Genomic DNA, 18,985 nt, shown 5'->3' with positions numbered 1-18,985 from the left:
CATGCATATCGCATCCTTTTACGACCCCCTGGGGCGCATTATCGGTGTCATGCAGGGGCCGCGCGAGAGCGTCCAGGCCACGTCCGAGGTAACTGGCCATCCCTTCGTCGAGGGTGAGGGAGACCCCGAAGTGCAGTATGTGCAGGATCGGTCCATAGTTTCGCGGCCTGCATCGTCCGTGGTCCTGCGAGAGCACACGCTTTCGGAGTTGCCTGTGCCCTGCGTCATCAGGATCGGTGACCGCTCATATCCCTGCAACGACACCACCGCCGAGCTTTCATTCGATCAGCCGGGGACTTATCTCGTCACGGTCGAAGCCTGGCCCTATCTGAACAAGGAGTTCACCGTTGAAAATCCGCCACTATGAACCCTACGCGCCGCTGCGCGCCCGTGCCTATCCCGCCATCGGCGACCAGCTCGACGCGATCATGAAGTTCGCCGCGCACCTGCAGGCGTCGGGCCAGGCGCTGCCCGACGAGGTGGCGAGCTGGGTGTCGCAATGTCATGACGTCAAACAGCGCTACCCGAAGCCGGCCGACGCCGCGGCCGCGCCCCAAGGACTGCCGGAGAGCAAGGCATGACCCAACCCCTCGCAACCGTCCGCCTCTACGGCCGGCTGGGCGCGGAGTTCGGCCGGCTGCACCGGCTGGCCGTCTCCAGCACCGCCGAAGCGGTACGCGCACTGTGCGTATTGCTGCCCGGCTTCGAGGCCCGCCTGCTCGACAGCGAATCCCGGGGCGTGCGCTACGCCTGCTTCGTCGGCCGCCGCAACCTGGAGGAAAGCGAACTGGCGCGGCCGGCGGGCCGTGAAGACATCCGCATCGCGCCCATGCCCACCGGCGCCAAGCGTGGCGGCCTGATGCAGGTGGTGGTGGGCGTGGCGATGATCGTGGCATCGTTTATTCCGGTGGTCAACGCGGCGCTGTGGGCGAGCGCCAGTACCTCGCTGTTGACCATGGGCATGGCGATGACGCTGGGCGGGGTGGTGCAGTTGCTGACGCCGCAACAGCGTGCGTTGAGCGTCAAGGACGGGCCCAATAACGGCGCGTCGTACAACTTCAACGGCCCGGTCAACACCACGGCGCAGGGCAACCCCGTGCCGGTGCTGTACGGCGAGATGTTCGTGGGCAGCGCCACCATCTCGGCGGGTATCTACTCCGAAGACCAGGTGTGAGGCGAGCCGGCAGTCCAGGCATACCGGACGGGTTTCCCGTCCGGTATGCCTGCCTTCAGCGGCAAGACGACCTAGAATCAGGCATCGGGTGGAGCGGCGCTTCGCCCTGACGGGGAGCCGCGACACCGCATGAAACGCAATTTCAACATCCACGACCTGCGCATCTTCTACACCGTGGTCATGACCGGATCCACCCGCCAGGCCGCGCAGGCCATGCACCTCACGCAGCCGGCCGTCAGCCACGCCATCTCGCGGCTCGAACAGTCGACCGGCGTGCAGTTGTTCGACCGCTCCCACAAGACGCTGCGGCCCACCGAGGCCGGCCAGTACCTGTACGGCGAAGCCAAGTTCGTGCTGGATGAATTGGTGCGCATCGACGAGGCGCTGCACAGCATCGAACAGTTCGGCGGCCGCGGGCTGCGCATTGCCTGCTCGCCCGCGCTGGCGCTTTCGTACGCGCCCGACGCGGTGCGCCGCTATCTGCAGGCCAATGGCACGAGGCCGTTCTCGCTCGACCTGGAGTCATCGGTGCAAGCGATCAGCGCCGTCGACACCATGCGCGCCGATTTCGGGCTGGGGGCGGTGTCGCAGCAGAGCGCGCGGCTGGCGTTCCGGCCGTTCCTGCGCACCGAGGTCATGGCCATCGTGCATCGCGAGCATTGCCTTGCGCGTGGCGATATCGTGAGGGTCGGCGACATCCGCCCCGATAGCTACGTGCAGCCCTTGTGGTCCGACTACGTCATGCCCCAGGGCGACATCGCCGAGTCGATGCAGTTGCGTTCCGGCATGCGGGCCCATATGTCGCTGCTGGCGGGCACCGTATGCGCGGTGCGCGGTGTCAGCATGGTCAACGCGCTGTCGGCGGCCGACATCGCGGCAGCCCACCCGGAATTGGTGGCGCTGCCGCTGGCTTCGCGCCAGTGGTTCGATTTCGTGTTGATCGCGCGCAACGAGGCGGCCAGCCAGGAGCCGGCCGAGCGTCTGGTCGAGGCGCTGCACGCGGCCGCGCGCGAACGGCAACGCGGGGTGTACGAGCAAGCGATCCAACTGCTCGCTTAGGCGCCGGGCGCCGAATGCCGGTGGCCGCGCGCCCCGGTGCGGCAGGGGACGATCCTCAGTCCGCGGGCGGTTGCCACGGCAGCGATTGCAGGTCGCCGTCGATGCTGATGGCCTGTCCGCTGACCATCGCGCCGAAGGGGCTCGCCAGGAACAGCGCCATGTTGGCGATGTCCGCCGCGCGCACGAACTGCCCCAGGCTGACGCCAGCCAGTTCGAGTCGGGTTTCCTCGGCCACCGTCACGCCCATGTTGCGGGCGCGGGCCGCGATCACGCGGTCGATGCGCGGCCCCGCCACCAGGCCCGGCAGCAGCGCGTTGACGCGGATGCCGTAGCCGCCCAGCTCCACCGCCAGCGAGCGGGTCAGGCCGACCACGCCCCACTTGGTGGCGGCGTAGGGCGTGCGCATCGGCACGCCCATGCGGCCGGCGACTGAGCTGATGTTGATGATGCTGCCGCCGCCCGCCTCGCGCAGCGCGGGCAGCGCGTGCCGCACGGTATGGAACTGCGCGGCCAGGTTGATGTCCAGCGTCGCCTCCAGGTCCTGCGGGGCGATGTCGCCGATGCCGGCGGTCGGCCCGGCGATGCCGGCGTTGTTCACCAGCACGTCGAGTCCGCCCAGGCGCGACAGCGCATCGTCCATGTAGCGCTCGATTTCATCGCGCCGGCTCACGTCGGCGCGCGAATGGGGATGCGGGCAGGCCGCCAGCGCTTGTTCGTCCACATCGCACACATGCACCCGCGCGCCGCGCGCCGCGAAAGCGCCGGCGATGGCGGCGCCGATGCCGGCCGCGCCCGCCGTGACGATGATGCGTTTGCCCGACAGGTCCACGGGCAGGGCGCCGATGTCCGCCGGGACGGGGTTCTTCACAGTCATGCTGGTTCCTCCAGGGATGACCCGCGCGGGGTCAGGGTTTCATCAGGCGGCAGGTCGATTCGGCCGGCGAGGTATAGATCTGGTCGCCCGGCGCGCGCGCCACCAGCTTGTAGTAGTCCCAAGGCCCCTTCGATTCCGCCGGCGTCTTCACCTGCATCAGGAACATGTCGTGCACCATCAGGCCGTCGGCGCGGATCCTGCCGTCTTTCACGAAGAAGTCGTTCACCGGATTGGCCTTCAGCCACTTCATGACCGTGTCGCCATCGGTGCTGCCGGTGGCGGCCACGGCCTTCAGGTAGGTGGTGGTGGCCGAGTAGTCGCCGGCCTGCAGCATCGACGGCTTCTTCTTCATCTTCTCCTCGAAGCGCGCCGCCCACTGGCGCGACGCGTCGTCCTGGTCCCAATACCACGCCGTGGTCAGGTACATGCCCTGCGCCGCCGGCAGGCCGAGCGCGTGAATGTCGGTGATCAGCACCAGCAGGCCGGCGATCTTCATCTTCGGCGTCAACCCGAATTCGGCGGCCGCCTTGACCGCGTTGCTGGTGTCGCTGGCGGAGTTGGCCAGCCCCAGCACCGACGCGCCCGACGCCTGCGCCTGCAGGATGAAGGACGAGAAGTCCGCCGTGTTCAGCGGATGGCGCACGCGCCCCTTGACCGTTCCGCCCTCGGCCTGCACCACGGTCGACGCGTCTCGTTCGAGCGCCTGGCCGAAGGCGTGGTCCACCGTCAGGAAGAACCAGTCCTTGTTGCCTTCCTTGAGCATCGCCCGCGCCGTGCCGCGCGCCAGCGACACGGTGTCGTAGACGTAATGGACGGTGTAGGGCGTGCATTGCGAATTGGTCAGTTCCGAGGCGCCCGCGCTCACCACGAAGAACGGTGTCTTTTTCTCTTCGGCCACCTTGGCCATGGCCAGCGCGGCCGCCGAGTTGGCGCCGGCGATCAGCATGTTCACGCCTTTCTGGTCGAGCCATTCACGGGCCCGCGACGAGGCGATGTCGGCGCGGTTCTGGTGGTCGGCCACCAGCACCTCGACCTTCTTGCCCGCCACCACGCCGCCCAGGTCCGCCACCGCCATCTTGATGGCCTCGGCGCCGCCGGGGCCATCGGCGTCCGCCGACAGGCCCGACATGTCGGTGATGAAGCCGATGCGGATCACGCCCTCATCGGCCCGGGCCGCGCCCGTCCATCCCAGCACGGCGGCCAGCGCGGCCGCGCACAGTGTCTTTTTCATGTGTGTCTCCTCGATCCTGCGGATCTCGTTGTGGTGGATGGCCCCGCCGCCTTGGTTCAGAAGGCGACGTCCTGGCCGCCCTTCAGTTGCAGGGTCGCGCGCGCTTCATCGGGCGTGGCGATCTGCAGCGACAGGTCTTCCAGGATGCGGCGGATGCGCCGCACCTGGTCGGCGTTGGACCGCGCCAGTTCCCCTGGCCCGTCCCACAGCGAATCTTCCAGTCCCACTCGCACGTTGCCGCCCATCGTCGCGGCCATGGTGGCCAGCGGTGTCTGCTTGCGTCCGGCCGCGAGAACCGACCAGGTGTAGTCGGCGCCGAACAGGCGGTCGGCGGTGCGCTTCATCATCATCACGTCCTCGGGGTGCGTGCCGATGCCGCCCCGGATGCCGAACACGGACTGGATCAGGAAAGGCGGCTTGAGCAGCTTGCGGTCGACGAAATGGGCCGCGGTGTACAGGTGGCCGATGTCGTAGCACTCGATCTCGAAGCGCGTGCCGTTGTCGCCGCAGGATGTCAGGATGTGCTCGATGTCCTTGAAGGTGTTCTTGAAGATCAGGTCGTTGCTGCCTTCCAGGTAGGGGCGTTCCCAGGTGTGCGAGAAGGTCTTGAAGCGCTCCAGCAGTTCGTACATGCCGAAGTTCATCGAACCCATGTTCAGTGACGCGACTTCCGGCTTGAAGCGCAGCGCCGGCGCCATGCGGTCGGCCAGTGGCAGCACCGGCGAACCGCCCGTGGTGATGTTGATCACCACATCGGACGCGGCCTTGATGCGCGGCAGGAACTGCGCATACAGCGCCGGGTCCTGCGTCGGCTGGCCCGTGTCCGGCCGGCGCGCGTGCAAGTGCACGATGGCCGCGCCCGCCTCGGCCGCCTCGATGGCGGAGCGGGCGATCTCGTCGGGCGTGACGGGCAGGTGGGGCGACATCGACGGTGTATGGACCGAGCCGGTGATGGCGCAGGTGATGATGACCTTGTTCCTGGATGGCTTCATGGGCCTGGACCTCTCGGATGTGAAGGCCCGGCTGTCTCCCGCCAGGCGCAGGCCATTCTGTCGCACGGCGCCGGCCGCTGTCACCTGAACAGAAATTATCAATTGATAGGGAATCCGGTGCTGCGGCGCAGCGTAGGGAGGGCCGGCGACGGAGGGGGGGCGGGATTGGGGGCAGGGGCCCGTGCGGGTCGTCGAAGCGGCCTTTCAGTGAGTGCCATCCTCGTATATCGAAGTATGGGCGGGGGCCGTGCCATCGCTTCCATTGATGCGCCGGAAGGGGCGTTTTCGTAATATGCCGGTTCCGGCGCGCCCGTCCCCTTGCCCTTTTCGATCGATGTGATGAATGCTTTTGTGAACTACGTCCTCGCGGTGGACCTGGGCGGCACGCGCTTTCGCGCGGCGCTGGTCGACGGGGAGGGCGGCATCGCCCATTCCTGCTTCATCGACAGCCCGGCGGGTGTCGCGCCTCAGCCTGGTTGGGACGAGATTGACGCCGACGCCTGGTGGCGCGGCCTGCAGGCGCTGGCGGACACCCTGGCGGCGCAGGCCGGCGCGGCGGCTTTCGACGCGGTCCAGGCCATTGCCATCTGCGGTGTCACGCGCACGCAGGTGTTCGTGGACGCGCACGGCGCGGCCATCCGGCCCGCCATCACCTGGCGCGATACGCGGGCGGCCGCGGACCTGCCCGAATGGTTGTCGTCGCTGCCGGCCGGCCATCCGGAAATCGGACAGATCAACGCCTTTCATCCCTGGGCGCGCATCGCCTGGTTGTTGCGCAGGGAACCGGCGCACGCGGCCCGCGTGCGGGCGGTGCTGGATCCCAAGGATTACCTCAATCTGCGCCTGACCGGCCGGGTGGCCAGCGACACGGTTTCGCTGGCTCGCCTGGCGGCTGCGGCGTTCCCTGTTCCGATATACGCCGGGGCGGCGTCCCCGGCTGTTGCGGAGGTGCCGGCTTCGGCGGCGCCCGCCAGCGACCTGCTCACCGCCATCGGCGCCGACCCCGCCTGGGTGCCCGACCTGCTCGATCCCCTGGACACCGTCGGCCCGGTGCGGTCCGGGCTGCCGGGCGCGCTGGCCCGCCTGGCCGGCCGTCCCGTGATCGCCTGCGCCAACGACACCTGGGCCGCCGTCGCCGGCCTGGGCGCGTTGCGCCCGGGGTATGCCTACAACATCTCGGGCACCACCGAAGTGTTCGGCGCGGTGGGCGCCGAGCCGGTGCATGCCGAAGGCCTGATGACCGTGGATTGGGGCGGCGGCCATCACCAGGTCGGCGGGCCGGGCCAGAATGGCGCCGACACCATTGCCTGGCTGTTGCCTTTGCTGGGCCGTCTGGGCGCTGAAGGCATGGCCGGCGTCGGCCCGTCAATGGATACCCTGCTTGGCGCGCCGCGCGATCCGCAGCCGGCGCTGTTCCTGCCGTACCTGCAGGGCGAGCGCGTGCCTTACTGGGACCCGCACCTGCGCGGCGCCTTTGTCGGCCTGAACCGGCGCCATGGCCCGGGCGACCTGGCCTGGGCCGTGCTGGAAGGCGTGGCGTTCCTGAACCGCATCGTGCTGGAGCGCGCCGAGGCGGCGCTGGGCCAGCCCGTGGCCGAAATCCGTTTCGGCGGCGGCGCCGCGTCCAATGCGCGGTGGTGCCAGGTCAAGGCCGACATCTGCGAGCGTCCCGTCATCGTCGGCCAGGCCGACCAGCCCGGCATTCTTGGCGCGGCGGCCACGGCCTGGACCGGGGTGGGGCGTTACGCCAGTTTCGCGGCGGCGCAGGATGCGCTGGCGCGCGTCGCCCGGCGCTACGCGCCGCGCGCCGACCGGGTCGCCGATTATCGGGCCCTGTATGCCCAGTTCCGCGCCGCCGAAGCCGCGCTGGCGCCCGTGTCGCATGCATTGACGGCGCTGCGGCTGGGGTAAAACCCTAGGCGCGATCCGGCGCGCCGCGCTGCCGGCGCGCGTGTGCCGGGTATACACTACGACGCCACAGGCCCGGACCACGATCCGGCCGGCGGGCGCGGCATGATGGACGCCCCGCCATCAATCACATGCAGCAAGGGCGAGTCGATGCGCGGCATCCTGGAAAAGTACGGTACGGCAATCGCGGGATTGGTCCTGGTGGGCTTTTTCGCGATAGCCGCCCCGAATTTCGCCGCGCCCGGCAACCTGCTGAACATCGCCAAGGAAACCAGCTTCCTGGCCATCATCGCCATCGGCTTCACGCTGGCGCTGGTGACCGCGGAACTGGACCTGTCCGTGGCCGACGTGGCCAGCCTGGCCGCCGTGGTCACCGGCGCCCTGGTGCATACCGGCCAGCCCGTGTTGCTGGCCATCGCCGCCGGCCTGGGCGTCGGCCTGTTCTGCGGCCTCTTCAATGGCTTTGCCGTCACCCGGCTGCGGGTGCCCTCCCTGATCGCCACGCTCGGCATGGCCGCCATGGCGCGCGGCTTCGCCTTCATGCTGACGGACGGCGTCTCGTACGTGGGCCGCTGGCCCACCGCCTTCACCGACCTGGCGCGCGGCAAGCCTTTCGGCATTCCCGCGCTGGTGCTGTGGATGGCGGGCGCGGTGCTGCTCGCCTTCTTCCTGGTCAAGTGGACCCGCACCGGCGCCCGCATGACCGCCACCGGCGAGGCCGGCGAGTCCGCCCGCCTGGCGGGCATCAACATCCGCGCCATGAAAAGCATCGGCCTGGCGCTGTCGGGGCTGTGTGCCGGCATGGCCGCCGTGCTGCTGACTTCCAGCCTGTCCTCCGCCGCGCCCAACATGGCCGGCGACTATTTCCTGTACGCCATCGCCGCCGTGCTGCTGGGCATGACCATGTTCAATCCCGGCCATGCCAACATTCCCGGCACGCTGGTCGCCGCGCTGATCCTCAAGGTCCTGGGCAATGGCCTGGTGTTGATGGGCGCGGCCTATTACGTGCAGGACATCGTCCTGGGCTTCATCATCGTCGCGTCCGTCGCGGTGTCATCGGCCGTGCTCAAGAAAGCGGCCTTCAAATTCGGATAGGAAGGGGAAACAGCATGAACCGATTCATCAAGCGCACGTTGCTGCTGGGCGCGTTTGCCGCGCAGGCGCTGGCGGCCAGCGCCGCGCACGCCTTCGACGTCGGCGTGGTGGCCTTCCAGATGTCCTCGGAAACCCATGCGCGCGCCGCCAACGCCGCCGCCGAGGCCGCCCGCGCCAAGGGCTGGACCGTGACGCAGTTGAACGCCGAAGGCTCGCTGCCCAAGCTGGCCGAGCAGCTCGACACGCTGGTCAACAAGAAGGTCGACGCCATCGTCATCGCCATGGGCAAGCCGGTCGAGACCGACGCCCAGTTGCAGGCCGCCAAGGAAAAAGGCATCGCCGTCGTCGGCGTCATGTCCGGCGCCAGCCCGCACATGCTGTTCGACGTCGAGGTCAATGAATACGCCACCGGCGCGCAATCGGTGCTGTACCTGCTGGGCAAGATGGGCTACCAGGGCAACATCCTGTCGGCCCGCTTCGACGGCAATTCGGGCACCCGCATCCGCGGCAAGATGCTCGATGCGGTGCTGTCGGAAAACACCGCCGTCAAGGACCTGGCCAAGTTCAGCATGGCGCGCACGCAAAGCTGGCGCGACGACGTGCGCAACGGCATGCAGGCGCTGTTCCTGCGCAACCAGGGGCAGTTCAAGGGCGTCTGGGCCTCGTTCGACGGCCAGGCCTACGTGATTGACGACCTGCTGCAGGCGCAAGGCATGAAGAAGGGCGACATCACGCTGGTGTCGGTCGACGGCGGCCCGGAGACCTATCGCCGCATCGCCGATCCCAACAGCCTCATCACCGCCACCATGATGATTCCGTTCGAGCAGTTGGGCGTCACCGCCGTCGACGCGATTGACCGCATCGTCGTCAAGAAGGAACCCAAGGACAAGATCGCGTCCGGCCCCTACCTGTTCATGGACTCGGTGCTGGTCGATGCCAGCAACGTGCAGAAATTCCTGACTCCCGCCAAATAGGCCCACGGCAGGCGGCGTGCCGCGCCGCCCGCCGCCGCATCATTCATGTCCGCTTCCGCCACCATGACCGCCGCTCCGCCCGCCGCGCTATCGCTTCGCCAAGTCCGCAAGTCCTACGGTGCCGTCGAGGCCCTGAAGGGCGTCGACCTGGAGGTGCCGGCGGGCCGCGTCATGGCCATCTGCGGCGACAACGGCGCGGGCAAGTCCACGCTGATCCGTATCATCTCGGGCGCCCAGGCGCCCACGGGCGGCGAATTGAGCCTGGATGGCAAGGCGGTGGTGTTCGGCTCGCCGCATGACGCGCTGGCGCAGGGCATCGCCACCATCTACCAGGACCTGGCGCTGGCGCCGCGCCTGTCGATCTGGGAAAACGTCTTCATGGGCGCCGAACTGGTGCGCCGCATCGGTCCGCTGCGCGTGCTCGACAAGCGCCGCATGGCGCAGGAGGCGCGCGGCTACCTGCAACGCCTGTCGGTGCCGATCGACGACATGGACCGCCCGGTCGAACGCATGTCGGGTGGCCAGCGCCAGGCCGTGGCCATCGCGCGGGCGCTGCGCTGGGATGCGCGCGTCGTCATCATGGATGAGCCCACCGCCGCGCTCGGCGTCAAGGAAACCGCGCTGGTCCTGAACCTGGTGCGCAAGCTGCGCGAGGAAGGGCGCACCGTCATCCTGATCAGCCACAACATGGCGGACGTGGTCGCCCTGGCCGACCGCGTTGCGATTCTGAAAAGCGGCGTCAAGGTCGTGGAGCGCGACGTGGCGGGCCTGGACGCCGACGCGCTGGCGCACATGGTGATGACGGGCAAGGCTTGAGGGCCGGGGTACCCACGGCGTGCTGCCGCGAGCGGGCAGAAGTGCGACATGGCCGCGATCAGAGAACGGACAAGGTCGGGCGAGAGCTTTGTGGACCGCCTCACGGATTCCGCATGGTAGCGGCGTGTCTCGTTGCCGATGCCGCGCGCCTTGCCCATGATGCTGGACGAAAAAAAACCGCCACCGGCGTTGCGCCGGCGACGGTCCCTTGACCTGACGCGACGAGGACTCAGTCCTTGCGGCTGGTCACTTCGACCAGGTGATAACCGAACTGGGTCTTCACCGGGCCCTGGACTTCGCCGACCGGGGCGCTGAACACCACGGTGTCGAATTCCTTGACCATCTGGCCCGGGCCGAACGTGCCCAGGTTGCCGCCGTCGCGGCTGGACGGGCAGCTCGAGTTTTCCTTGGCCAGCTGGGCGAAGTCGGCGCCGTTCTCGATGGCCGTCTTCAGTTCGTTGGCCTTGGCTTCGGTCGAAACCAGGATGTGGCGGGCGGAGGCTTGTGCCATGTTGGGCTCCTTGCGGGGGAATGATTGGGGTGGGGAGAGTAACGCATTTGGGCGGACTCGCTACGACGCCATCATAAACGGGGTTCAGGACGCGGCCGGCGCTTGGTGGGCTGTGCTTACATCTTGGAATGGATGGCAGCAGGGCGCACAAGAAAACGGGCGCTCTGCGCGCCCGTTCGTCCTGTCGGAGAGCCGTCTTACCGCACCGGCCACCCATACATCAACCCGCCATTCCGATACGACGCGTTCAACCCCCGCGCCAGCTTCAGCGGGCTGCCGGCCCCCAGATTCTTCTCGAAGCTCTCGCCGTAATTGCCGATCTGCTTGATGACGTTGTAGGCCCACTTGTCGTCCACGCCCAGGTTCTTGCCCATGCCCGGCGTCACGCCCAGCAGACGCTGCACGTTGGGGTTGGTGCTCTTGAGCATCTCGTCCACGTTCTTCGAGGTGACGCCGTATTCCTCGGCCTCCAGCATCGCGAACAGGGTCCAGCGGACCACGTTGAACCATTGCTCGTCGCCCTGGCGCACCATGGGGCCCAGCGGTTCCTTGGAGAAGTTCTCCGGCAGGATGTCGTATTTCTCGGGGTTTTCGAGATTGGTGCGGGCCGCGGCCAGTTGCGACTTGTCGCCGGTGAAGGCGTCGCAGCGGCCCACCGCGAAGGCGCGGACGATTTCATCCATGCGCTCGACCACCACCGGCTTGAAGGCGATGTTCTGCGAGCGGAACCAGTCGGACAGATTCAGTTCGGTGGTGGTGCCGGGCTGCACGCAGACGGTGGCGCCGTCCAGCTCCTTGGCGCTTTTCACGTTCAGCGACTTGTTCACCATGATGCCCTGGCTGTCGTAGTAGTTCACGCCCACGCCGATCAGGCCCAGCGTGGTGTCGCGCGTCATGACCAGGGTGGTGTTGCGCGGCAGGACGTCGACTTCGCCGGATTGCAGGGCGGTGAAGCGCTGCACCGCGCTGACGGCCATGATCTTGGACTTGGAAGCATCGCCGAACATGGTCACGGCCAACGCGCGGCACAGGTCCACGTCCAGGCCGGTCCAGCCGCCCTTGCTGTCATTGACCGAGAAGCCGGCCACGCCGGTGGACACGCCGCACTGCACGAAGCCTTTGTTCTTGACGTTCTCGAACGTCGCGCCCGCGCTGGCGCCCCACGAAGAGAGAAGGAGCGCGGCGCCTGCCGCGACGGTAGTCAGTGCTTTCATGGTGTCTCCGCGCGGGCGCGCAACTTATGGGTCTATGTCCGCCGGGAGGCGGAAATGCGGCGAATGGTATCGGCCGGGCCTGGGGCGGAGAATCAGGGAATTCCCGTTAAATCCACTGGGCGGAATTTACGGGGCCGGATGGCGCCAGCGAGGACCGCCGGCATGAGGAGCGCCACTGCGGAAATCCACTGAAACCGCCTGCCCCCGGCGCGTAACCATTTCGATAATTCCTTCCGCGCACACTGCCCTCACCGCGTCCGCATCGGCGGACGCGATTGCGAGGGAGATGCATCATGAAGAGTCTAGTCAAAGCCGCCATGACCGCGGGTGCCGCGGCGGTCCTGTCCCTGGGGGCGCTCGCCGTGCCCGGCGTCGCGCAGGCCGGCGTGGCCATCAGCATCGACGTGGCGCCGCCGCCGCCCCGGGTGGAAGTCGTGCCGCCGCCGCGCGTGGGCTATGTGTGGGCGCCGGGCCATTGGGAATGGGTCGGCGGCCGCCATGCCTGGATCGAGGGCGCCTGGCTGCCGGCGCGGCCGGGCTATGTGTATCACCGTCCCGAGTGGCGCCAGCGGCATGGGCATTGGGTGTATTACGAGGGGCGCTGGGGGCGGTATTGAGATTGCGCTAGGCGTGAAGCAATGATCACGCTCAGGCTGAGAGGGGTTGCACGCGGATCGTGATCTCTTGCGGCGGCGCGCCGGCCGCCAACCCAAGCTACCTGACGCTGCGCCGGGTCATGGATGCATTGGGCGTATCGCTCACGGCCGTCGCCAAGGGCAAGGACACCGCGCACGCATAACGCCGCGCAAACAAAAAGCCGCTCTGCGTTGCAGGAGCGGCTTTTTCAATCTGGTGCCCGGGGCCGGAATCGAACCGGCACGCCTTGCGGCGGGGGATTTTGAGTCCCCTGCGTCTACCAATTTCACCACCCGGGCAGGCTGGTCGCGGAGCCGTCCAGGCGACGGTCGCGGGTAAAGCGAAGACCGCGATTATATGCGGTCTGGGGAAAATTGTCAGGCAAGGGGCCGGCGCGGGGCGCGCCGGCCCGCGTGCTTACTTCTTTTCCGGCAGGAACCAGTTCATGACCAGCGCGCAGATGCCGCCGGTGGCCACGCCCGATTCCAGCACGCTTTTCACGGCGTGCGGCAGGTGCGACAGGATTTCCGGCACCTGCGACACGCCCAGGCCCAGGGCCAGCGACACGGCGATGATCAGCAGGGCGCGGCGGTCCAGGTGGATGCCCGCCAGGATGTTGATGCCCGAGGCGGCCACGGCGCCAAACATGACCATGGCGGCGCCGCCCAGCACGGGTTCGGGCACGGCCTGCAGCACGCCGGCGACGGCGGGGAACAGGCCCAGCAGGATCAGCATGCCGGCGATCCACACGCCGACGTGGCGGCTGGCGATGCCGGTCAGCTGGATGACGCCGTTGTTCTGGGCGAAGACCGAGCTGGGGAAGGTGTTGAAGACGCCGGCCAGCAGCGAGTTGGCGCCGTTGACCAGCACGCCGCCCTTGATGCGCTGCATCCACAGCGGGCCTTCGACCGGCTGCTTGGACACCTTGCTGGTGGCGGTGACGTCGCCGATGGCTTCGAGCGAGGTGACCAGGTAGATGATCAGCATCGGCACGAACAGCGCCCACGAGAAGCCCAGGCCGAAGTGCAGCGGCATCGGCACCTGGAACAGCGCGGCTTCGCGCGCGCCGGTGAAGTCCAGGCGGCCCATGTAGGCGGCGGCGATGTAGCCGACGGCCAGCGCCAGCACCAGCGCGGTGCTGCGGATCCACACCACCGGCACGCGGTTCAGCAGGATGATGGTGCCCAGCACCAGGCCCGACAGCGTCAGGTTCTCGGCGCTGGCGAAGGTGCCGCTGGCCATGGCGCCGAAACCGCCGCCCATGCTGATGAGGCCGACCTTGATCAGCGTCAGGCCGATCAGCAGCACGACGATGCCGGTGACCAGCGGGGTGATCAGGCGCTTGACGAAGGGCAGGATGCGGCTGATGCCCATTTCGACGAAGGAGCCGGCGATGACGACGCCGAAGATCGCGGCCATGACGGCCTCGACCGGCGTGCCCTGCTTGACCATGACCGAACCGCCGGCGATCAGCGGGCCGACGAAGTTGAAGCTGGTGCCTTGCACGATCAGCAGCCCCGCGCCCAGCGGACCGAAGCGCTTGCACTGCACGTAGGTGGCGATGCCGGAGATGACCAGCGACATGGACACGATCAGGGTGGTGTCGCGGCTGCTCACGCCCAGGGCCTGGCAGATCAGCAGGCCGGGGGTGACGATGGGGACCAGGATGGCCAGCAGGTGCTGCAGGGCGGCGACGAAGGCGACGGGGGCGGCGGGACGGTCGTCGGGGCCGTAGACCAGGTCGTGGCGGGGTTCGGCGTCGTCGGACGCGCCGTGGGAGGCAGGTTGGGTCAGGGAGGCGGGTTGCATGGCAGGGAGCCGGCCGGGGAGGGGGTAGGGGAGGAAAGTGCGGCATTTTAGCGGGGAAGGCCCTCGGGCGCAGCGCGTCTGCCCGGGGCGGCGGCAGGGGGCTTGATAGAATCTTGGTCCGCCAACCAGGGGCCGCCGGCCCGGGAATCGATGCACAAGCGCACCCGAGGAATCGTGATCGTCCTGGTCTTGTTGACGGCCATCCTGCCGATGATGCTGCTGGTCTGGCTGATCGATGACAGTGGCGACGATTTCGCCGCGATCGACCATGGCGAGTCCTACGGCAGCAGTATCTACAAGCGCTACCAGGGCGAGGTCTACGCGGCCGTGCCCAGCAACGGCTATTACCGGATGCGCGAGGCGGACCCGGCGGGTTTCGAGACCTTCGACACGGGCCGCTACGACGGCCGGCAGGCGGCGCGTGACGGCCGCCACGTGTATTGCGGCAACCTGGTGCTGCCGGGCATGCGGCCCGCATTGACGCGCTATCTGGGCAACAGCTATTTCAGCGACGGCTCGGCCACCTACTTTTGCGACTTCGCCTCCGAGCGCAATCTCGAACTGGGCCGGCTGGATGAACTCTGGCAGCGGATCCTGTACCGCGCCGGCAAGGGCGACAAGCCGCAGACCTACCTGTATCCGTTCCTGGCCCTGCCGGCTAGCGCGCAACCCTACCGGCCGCTGCTTGATCGCCAGTTGGCCACCGACGGCGCCCACGTCTTTTACGAAGGCCGCGCAATGCCGCAGGCGGATCCGGCGCGGTTGCGTCGCATCGCCGCGATTCAGCGCGGCGAGACGCGGCCGGGCAACGACTTCTTTGCCGATGGCCGCCGGGTCTATTACCGCGAGACGCCGCTGCCGCTGTCGGACGATCCGGCGCTCTACACCTTCATGGTCGGCAATCTCCACAACCAGCCCTATCTGTTCGATCCGCGCGACGGCATGGTGTACCTGGGCGCGCTGGCCTTCGACCCGGCGCATGCGCCGTACCGCTTGCTGGACGAGGCCGGCGGCCATGTGCTCCATGCGCTGTTCGCCAGCAAGGACGGCGTCTATTTCTACAACAGCGAGAAGCGCGCGGTGGAGCGGGCCGGCGACGATCCGTTCGCGGCGGGCGGCTTCACGGCGCTGTCGCCCTACGTGTTCCGGGACGGCCGCCAGGTGCTGTTCTTCCAGAGCAAGGAAGTCTGGAACCGCTCGCGCGGGGGCGGCGGCCTGCTGTCCAGGTCCACCCTGATTCTGCGGCTCAAGGATGCGCCCACGGGGCCATGGGCCAAGCTGGGCGATGTCTATCACGGCTTCGGTTCGGTCTGGCGCAATGGTGACGCGCTCTATTACCTGGACGAACTGGGGGCGACCCAACTGATTCACAGCCCGATCTATCGCATCCTGGATCCGGCCGCGGCGGATTTCCTGCTGCGCTCCCAGGAGACCCGGCAGATCAAGGCGGATGACATCCGCAAGCTGGTGCGCGGCGGCAAGCTGGCGGCGCCCGAATCCGACGCGGTGCTGGAGGCCAAGACGCGTTATCGCAGCGGCATCTGGTCCCTTTTTGATTGAGGCCGGGGCGGCGGTCTGGGTTTGTTTGCACGCGCGCGGCGGGGCGGGAGCCGTGGCCTTGGTGCCGGGCCGAGCGCGCTTTGGCCGCTTTCGCCCGTTTTCCCGCCGGACGACTCCGCGCCGGTCGGCCGTCACCGCGCGCCGGGCAGGCGCCAGGATGGCCGCCGCATCCCTCCGGGCCTTGAAATATTTCAGATGGCCCCCATCACAACAGGGTTTCCCGGAAAACGCCTGGGCCATGTGCCCCGCGATCCGGCTTCCTTTTGTCCCTAATTTTCCGACTTTTCATACAACGATGAGCCAGAACGCCACGTCCGAAACCCTGGGATTCCAGGCCGAGGTGAAGCAACTGCTGCACCTGATGATCCATTCGCTGTACAGCAACAAGGAAATCTTCCTGCGCGAGCTGGTGTCGAACGCATCCGACGCCTGCGACAAGCTGCGCTTCGAGGCCATCGACAACCCGGCGCTACTGGAAGGCGATGGCGAGCTGGCCATCACCGTCAGCTATGACAAGGATGCGCGCACGATCACCATCTCCGACAACGGCATCGGCCTGTCGCGCGAAGAGGCCGTGGCCAACCTGGGCACCATCGCCCGTTCCGGCACGCGCGAGTTCTTCTCGCAGCTGACCGGCGACAAGCAGAAGGATGCGCAACTGATCGGCCAGTTCGGCGTGGGCTTCTATTCCTCGTTCATCGTGGCCGACAAGGTCACGGTGGTCAGCCGCCGCGCCGGCGCCACCGACGCCATCCGCTGGGAGTCCGACGGCCAGGGCGAATTCACCATCGCCGCCGCCGACAAGGCCACGCGCGGCACCGACGTCACGCTGCACCTGCGCGCCGACGAAGACGAGCTGCTCAACGGCTGGAAGCTGCGCGAGATCCTGCGCCGCTACTCCGACCACATCTCGCTGCCGATCCGCATGGCCAAGGAAGAGTGGGATTCGGAAAAGGGCGAGCAGGTCAAGAAGGACGAACTCGAAACGGTCAACCAGGCCAACGCGCTGTGGGCCCGCAACAAGGCGGATGTGACCGAGGAGCAGTACCGCGAGTTCTACAAGACGGTGTCGCACGACTACGACGACCCGCTCGCCTGGACCCACAACCGCGTCGAAGGCCGCAGCGAATACACCCAGCTGCTGTACGTGCCCAAGCACGCGCCGATGGACCTGTGGGACCGCGACGGCCGCCGCGGCGTCAAGCTGTACGTCAAGCGTGTCTTCATCATGGACGACGCCGACCAGCTGCTGCCGTCGTACCTGCGCTTCGTGCGCGGCGTGATCGACTCGGCCGACCTGCCGCTGAACGTGTCGCGCGAGATCCTGCAGGAAAGCCGCGACGTGCGCGCCATCCGCGAAGGTTCGGCCAAGCGCATCCTGTCGCTGCTGGAAGACCTGGCCGAGAACAAGCCGGAAGACTACGCCACGTTCTGGTCGGAATTCGGCCAGGTGCTCAAGGAAGGCGCGGGCGAAGACCACGCCAACCTGGAACGCATCGCCAAGCTGATGCGCTTTGCCTCGACCCACACCGGCGACCAGGCCCAGACCGTGTCGTTCGCCGACTACGTGGGCCGCATGAAGGAAGGCCAGGACAAGATCTACTACGTCACGGCCGACACCTTCGCCGCCGCCAGCAACAGCCCGCACCTTGAGATCTTCCGCAAGAAGGGCATCGAGGTGCTGCTGCTGTCCGACCGCGTCGACGAATGGATGCTGTCGTACCTGCGTGAGTTCGACGGCAAGTCGCTGGTCTCGGTGGCCAAGGGCGGCCTCGACCTGGCCGAGCTGGCCGACGAGGAAGAAAAGAAGCACCAGGCCGAAGTGGCCGAGGACTTCAAGCCGCTGGTCGAGCGCCTGCAGAAGACCCTGGAAGACCAGGTCAAGGAAGTGCGCGTCACGCTGCGCCTGGTGGATTCGCCGGCGTGCGTGGTGGTGGGCCAGAACGAACTCAGCCCGCACCTGCTGCGCATGCTGAAGGCCGCCGGCCAGGAAGCGCCCAACGTCAAGCCGGTGCTGGAGATCAACCCGGAACACCCGCTGCTGGCCCGCATCCGCGCCGCCGACGACGGCGAGTTCGACCAGTGGGCCCGCCTGCTGCTCGATCAGGCCCTGCTGGCCGAAGGCGCGCAGATCGCCGACCCGGCGGCGTTTGTGAAGCGGCTGAATGCGTTGCTGCTGAAATAAGCGCGGCGGTACGAAGGCAGGAAAAGGGCGCCCGCGAGGGCGCCTTTTTCATTGGCCAGGACGGGAGATCAAGGTTTCGGCAGGCGCGGGACAGGCCGCTGCCCGGGGGAAGGCGCCGTAATATTCCTGATCGGTAATTTTTCGGGCAAAGCGCGAGGGTTTCTCAAATAAAATTACCGATCGGTAATTTTATTTGTATAGCTCCGGCATGTTCGCCTAGACTTCCCGTACGGTAATTCGGAGAGTCCCATGCCCTCGCCACCTTCCGCCGATGCGGCGGCCATCGTCATCCACACCTCTGCCGAACTCGGTGAACTGGTGAAGGAGGTGCGCCGCGCGCAAGGGTTGCTGCAAACAGACCTGGCCGGCTTGTCCGGCACCGGCAATCGCTTCGTGGTGGACCTGGAGCGGGGCAAGCCGACGCTGCAGTTGCAGAAGGTGCTCGACATGCTGGACCTGCTGGGCCTGGAAGTGCGGGTTGGTCCCAAGCGCGTGGGCCGGCCATGACCGTCGACGCGCTCGATCTTTACCAGGCGGATCGCAACGTCGGCCGCCTGTTCGACGAACGGCCCCTGCGTTTCGTCTATGACGATGGCTGGCTGGGATGGCCCGCGGCGCATGCCATCGCGCAATTTCGCGTTCACCGTGGGGGGCGAGTCCAGGCCCGGCCACATCGGCCGCGGACACCTGGATGCCATGGCCCGGGAGCTGGGCTTCAGTCCCCGCTATGTGGCTGGCGTGGCGCAGGCGCTGGTGACGGCACTGCCGCCGGCGCTGGAAACGGTGCAGGCCGACCTGGCGCGGCAGGCCACGGCGGGGACGGAAAGCACGCTGATCGAGCGTCTGGGCCAGTGGATCCGGGCCAATACCCGCAAGCTCGCCAAGCGCTGGGAATTGCCGGGCTGATCCTGTCCGCCTCCTGGAAACCCCCACGTCATTCATGACTC

The 18,985-nt window shown here is 67.5% G+C and carries 19 protein-coding genes and 1 tRNA gene; 13 read left to right on the top strand and 7 right to left on the bottom strand.

Going from position 1 to position 18,985, the window contains the following annotated elements:
• The first annotated feature begins 1 nt into the window (after position 1).
• From HV742_RS09415 to HV742_RS09400, 4 genes are all read left to right on the top strand, one after another.
• Positions 2-367, top strand: a complete 366-nt coding sequence (locus HV742_RS09415) for a hypothetical protein (protein WP_175144877.1) — start codon at positions 2-4, stop codon at positions 365-367.
• A complete protein-coding gene (locus HV742_RS09410; protein ID WP_175144876.1) occupies positions 348-581 on the top strand; it encodes a hypothetical protein in 234 nt (77 codons plus the stop codon). Before HV742_RS09415 ends, HV742_RS09410 begins: the two co-directional genes overlap by 20 nt.
• On the top strand, positions 578-1,174 hold the full coding sequence (locus HV742_RS09405; protein ID WP_175144875.1) for a tail assembly protein: 597 nt from the start codon (positions 578-580) through the stop codon (positions 1,172-1,174). Before HV742_RS09410 ends, HV742_RS09405 begins: the two co-directional genes overlap by 4 nt.
• Before the next feature lie 129 nt (positions 1,175-1,303).
• Complete coding sequence (locus HV742_RS09400) at positions 1,304-2,233, top strand: LysR family transcriptional regulator (protein WP_175144874.1); 930 nt, start codon at positions 1,304-1,306, stop codon at positions 2,231-2,233.
• A gap of 55 nt (positions 2,234-2,288) precedes the next feature.
• Here HV742_RS09400 and HV742_RS09395 read toward each other — a convergent pair whose 3' ends face one another.
• The 3 genes from HV742_RS09395 to kce are packed head-to-tail and all read right to left on the bottom strand — an operon-like array spanning position 2,289 to position 5,330.
• Positions 2,289-3,107 carry an SDR family oxidoreductase gene (locus HV742_RS09395; RefSeq protein WP_175144873.1) on the bottom strand — a complete coding sequence of 273 codons (819 nt, stop codon included), beginning with the start codon at positions 3,105-3,107 and terminating at the stop codon, positions 2,289-2,291.
• A gap of 31 nt (positions 3,108-3,138) precedes the next feature.
• Positions 3,139-4,338, bottom strand: a complete 1,200-nt coding sequence (locus HV742_RS09390) for an ABC transporter substrate-binding protein (protein ID WP_169535796.1) — start codon at positions 4,336-4,338, stop codon at positions 3,139-3,141.
• 56 nt (positions 4,339-4,394) lie between these two features.
• Entirely contained in the window at positions 4,395-5,330 is a 936-nt protein-coding gene (kce, locus tag HV742_RS09385; protein WP_049076490.1) for a 3,5-dioxohexanoate:acetyl-CoA acetone transferase, read from the bottom strand.
• Between the two features lie 351 nt (positions 5,331-5,681).
• Here kce and HV742_RS09380 point away from each other — a divergent pair, with 351 nt between their 5' ends.
• The 4 genes from HV742_RS09380 (at position 5,682) to HV742_RS09365 (ending at position 10,123) form a co-directional block, all read left to right on the top strand.
• Entirely contained in the window at positions 5,682-7,241 is a 1,560-nt protein-coding gene (locus HV742_RS09380) for a xylulokinase (RefSeq protein WP_175144872.1), read from the top strand.
• Positions 7,242-7,388: 147 nt separating this feature from the next.
• Positions 7,389-8,333, top strand: a complete 945-nt coding sequence (locus HV742_RS09375) for an ABC transporter permease (protein WP_175144913.1) — start codon at positions 7,389-7,391, stop codon at positions 8,331-8,333.
• A 14-nt stretch (positions 8,334-8,347) separates the two neighbouring features.
• Entirely contained in the window at positions 8,348-9,307 is a 960-nt protein-coding gene (locus HV742_RS09370; RefSeq protein WP_054414631.1) for a sugar ABC transporter substrate-binding protein, read from the top strand.
• Between the two features lie 45 nt (positions 9,308-9,352).
• Positions 9,353-10,123 carry an ATP-binding cassette domain-containing protein gene (locus HV742_RS09365; RefSeq protein WP_175144871.1) on the top strand — a complete coding sequence of 257 codons (771 nt, stop codon included), beginning with the start codon at positions 9,353-9,355 and terminating at the stop codon, positions 10,121-10,123.
• Positions 10,124-10,352: 229 nt separating this feature from the next.
• Here the strand turns inward: HV742_RS09365 and HV742_RS09360 are convergent, their stop codons facing one another.
• A complete protein-coding gene (locus tag HV742_RS09360) occupies positions 10,353-10,634 on the bottom strand; it encodes a peptidylprolyl isomerase (protein ID WP_006385706.1) in 282 nt (93 codons plus the stop codon).
• Positions 10,635-10,831: 197 nt separating this feature from the next.
• Complete coding sequence (locus HV742_RS09355; protein ID WP_059272682.1) at positions 10,832-11,848, bottom strand: amino acid ABC transporter substrate-binding protein; 1,017 nt, start codon at positions 11,846-11,848, stop codon at positions 10,832-10,834.
• Between the two features lie 293 nt (positions 11,849-12,141).
• Here HV742_RS09355 and HV742_RS09350 point away from each other — a divergent pair, with 293 nt between their 5' ends.
• Positions 12,142-12,465 (top strand): YXWGXW repeat-containing protein, encoded by a 324-nt coding sequence (locus HV742_RS09350; RefSeq protein ID WP_049076479.1) that lies wholly within the window; start codon positions 12,142-12,144, stop codon positions 12,463-12,465.
• A gap of 233 nt (positions 12,466-12,698) precedes the next feature.
• Here HV742_RS09350 and HV742_RS09345 read toward each other — a convergent pair.
• Together HV742_RS09345 and HV742_RS09340 are read right to left on the bottom strand one after the other, a co-directional pair.
• A tRNA-Leu gene (locus HV742_RS09345) sits at positions 12,699-12,783 on the bottom strand.
• Positions 12,784-12,901: 118 nt separating this feature from the next.
• On the bottom strand, positions 12,902-14,293 hold the full coding sequence (locus HV742_RS09340) for a nucleobase:cation symporter-2 family protein (RefSeq protein WP_059272667.1): 1,392 nt from the start codon (positions 14,291-14,293) through the stop codon (positions 12,902-12,904).
• 174 nt (positions 14,294-14,467) lie between these two features.
• On the opposite strand from HV742_RS09340, the gene HV742_RS09335 reads away from it, so the two are divergent.
• The 4 genes from HV742_RS09335 to HV742_RS09320 all read left to right on the top strand — a co-directional run bounded on the left by HV742_RS09335 (position 14,468) and on the right by HV742_RS09320 (position 18,944).
• Entirely contained in the window at positions 14,468-15,853 is a 1,386-nt protein-coding gene (locus HV742_RS09335; RefSeq protein WP_254601020.1) for a DKNYY domain-containing protein, read from the top strand.
• Positions 15,854-16,148: 295 nt separating this feature from the next.
• The gene (gene htpG, locus HV742_RS09330) at positions 16,149-18,038 is read left to right on the top strand and encodes a molecular chaperone HtpG (RefSeq protein ID WP_063587946.1); all 1,890 of its coding nucleotides are present in this window, start codon (positions 16,149-16,151) and stop codon (positions 18,036-18,038) included.
• A gap of 249 nt (positions 18,039-18,287) precedes the next feature.
• Positions 18,288-18,545, top strand: coding sequence for a type II toxin-antitoxin system Y4mF family antitoxin (locus HV742_RS09325; protein WP_175144869.1), 258 nt, complete (start codon positions 18,288-18,290; stop codon positions 18,543-18,545).
• A gap of 111 nt (positions 18,546-18,656) precedes the next feature.
• Entirely contained in the window at positions 18,657-18,944 is a 288-nt protein-coding gene (locus HV742_RS09320; RefSeq protein WP_156524566.1) for a HipA domain-containing protein, read from the top strand.
• Positions 18,945-18,985: the final 41 nt, after the last annotated feature.

The sequence above is a fragment of the Achromobacter ruhlandii genome (genome assembly GCF_902859695.1).
Taxonomy (GTDB): domain Bacteria; phylum Pseudomonadota; class Gammaproteobacteria; order Burkholderiales; family Burkholderiaceae_B; genus Achromobacter; species Achromobacter ruhlandii.
This window is presented reverse-complemented; position numbering and strand designations above follow the sequence as displayed.

What these genes read in the sequence shown, in the direction of transcription:
- HV742_RS09415 (WP_175144877.1), top strand. Translation starts at nt 2, where the DNA reads ATGCATATCGCATCCTTTTACGACCCCCTGGGGCGCATTATCGGTGTC.
- HV742_RS09405 (WP_175144875.1), top strand. Translation starts at nt 578, where the DNA reads ATGACCCAACCCCTCGCAACCGTCCGCCTCTACGGCCGGCTGGGCGCG.
- HV742_RS09400 (WP_175144874.1), top strand. Translation starts at nt 1,304, where the DNA reads ATGAAACGCAATTTCAACATCCACGACCTGCGCATCTTCTACACCGTG.
- HV742_RS09395 (WP_175144873.1), bottom strand. Translation starts at nt 3,107, where the DNA reads ATGACTGTGAAGAACCCCGTCCCGGCGGACATCGGCGCCCTGCCCGTG.
- HV742_RS09390 (WP_169535796.1), bottom strand. Translation starts at nt 4,338, where the DNA reads ATGAAAAAGACACTGTGCGCGGCCGCGCTGGCCGCCGTGCTGGGATGG.
- kce (WP_049076490.1), bottom strand. Translation starts at nt 5,330, where the DNA reads ATGAAGCCATCCAGGAACAAGGTCATCATCACCTGCGCCATCACCGGC.
- HV742_RS09375 (WP_175144913.1), top strand. Translation starts at nt 7,389, where the DNA reads ATGCGCGGCATCCTGGAAAAGTACGGTACGGCAATCGCGGGATTGGTC.
- HV742_RS09370 (WP_054414631.1), top strand. Translation starts at nt 8,348, where the DNA reads ATGAACCGATTCATCAAGCGCACGTTGCTGCTGGGCGCGTTTGCCGCG.
- HV742_RS09365 (WP_175144871.1), top strand. Translation starts at nt 9,353, where the DNA reads ATGTCCGCTTCCGCCACCATGACCGCCGCTCCGCCCGCCGCGCTATCG.
- HV742_RS09360 (WP_006385706.1), bottom strand. Translation starts at nt 10,634, where the DNA reads ATGGCACAAGCCTCCGCCCGCCACATCCTGGTTTCGACCGAAGCCAAG.
- HV742_RS09355 (WP_059272682.1), bottom strand. Translation starts at nt 11,848, where the DNA reads ATGAAAGCACTGACTACCGTCGCGGCAGGCGCCGCGCTCCTTCTCTCT.
- HV742_RS09350 (WP_049076479.1), top strand. Translation starts at nt 12,142, where the DNA reads ATGAAGAGTCTAGTCAAAGCCGCCATGACCGCGGGTGCCGCGGCGGTC.
- HV742_RS09340 (WP_059272667.1), bottom strand. Translation starts at nt 14,293, where the DNA reads ATGCAACCCGCCTCCCTGACCCAACCTGCCTCCCACGGCGCGTCCGAC.
- htpG (WP_063587946.1), top strand. Translation starts at nt 16,149, where the DNA reads ATGAGCCAGAACGCCACGTCCGAAACCCTGGGATTCCAGGCCGAGGTG.
- HV742_RS09325 (WP_175144869.1), top strand. Translation starts at nt 18,288, where the DNA reads ATGCCCTCGCCACCTTCCGCCGATGCGGCGGCCATCGTCATCCACACC.
- HV742_RS09320 (WP_156524566.1), top strand. Translation starts at nt 18,657, where the DNA reads ATGCCATCGCGCAATTTCGCGTTCACCGTGGGGGGCGAGTCCAGGCCC.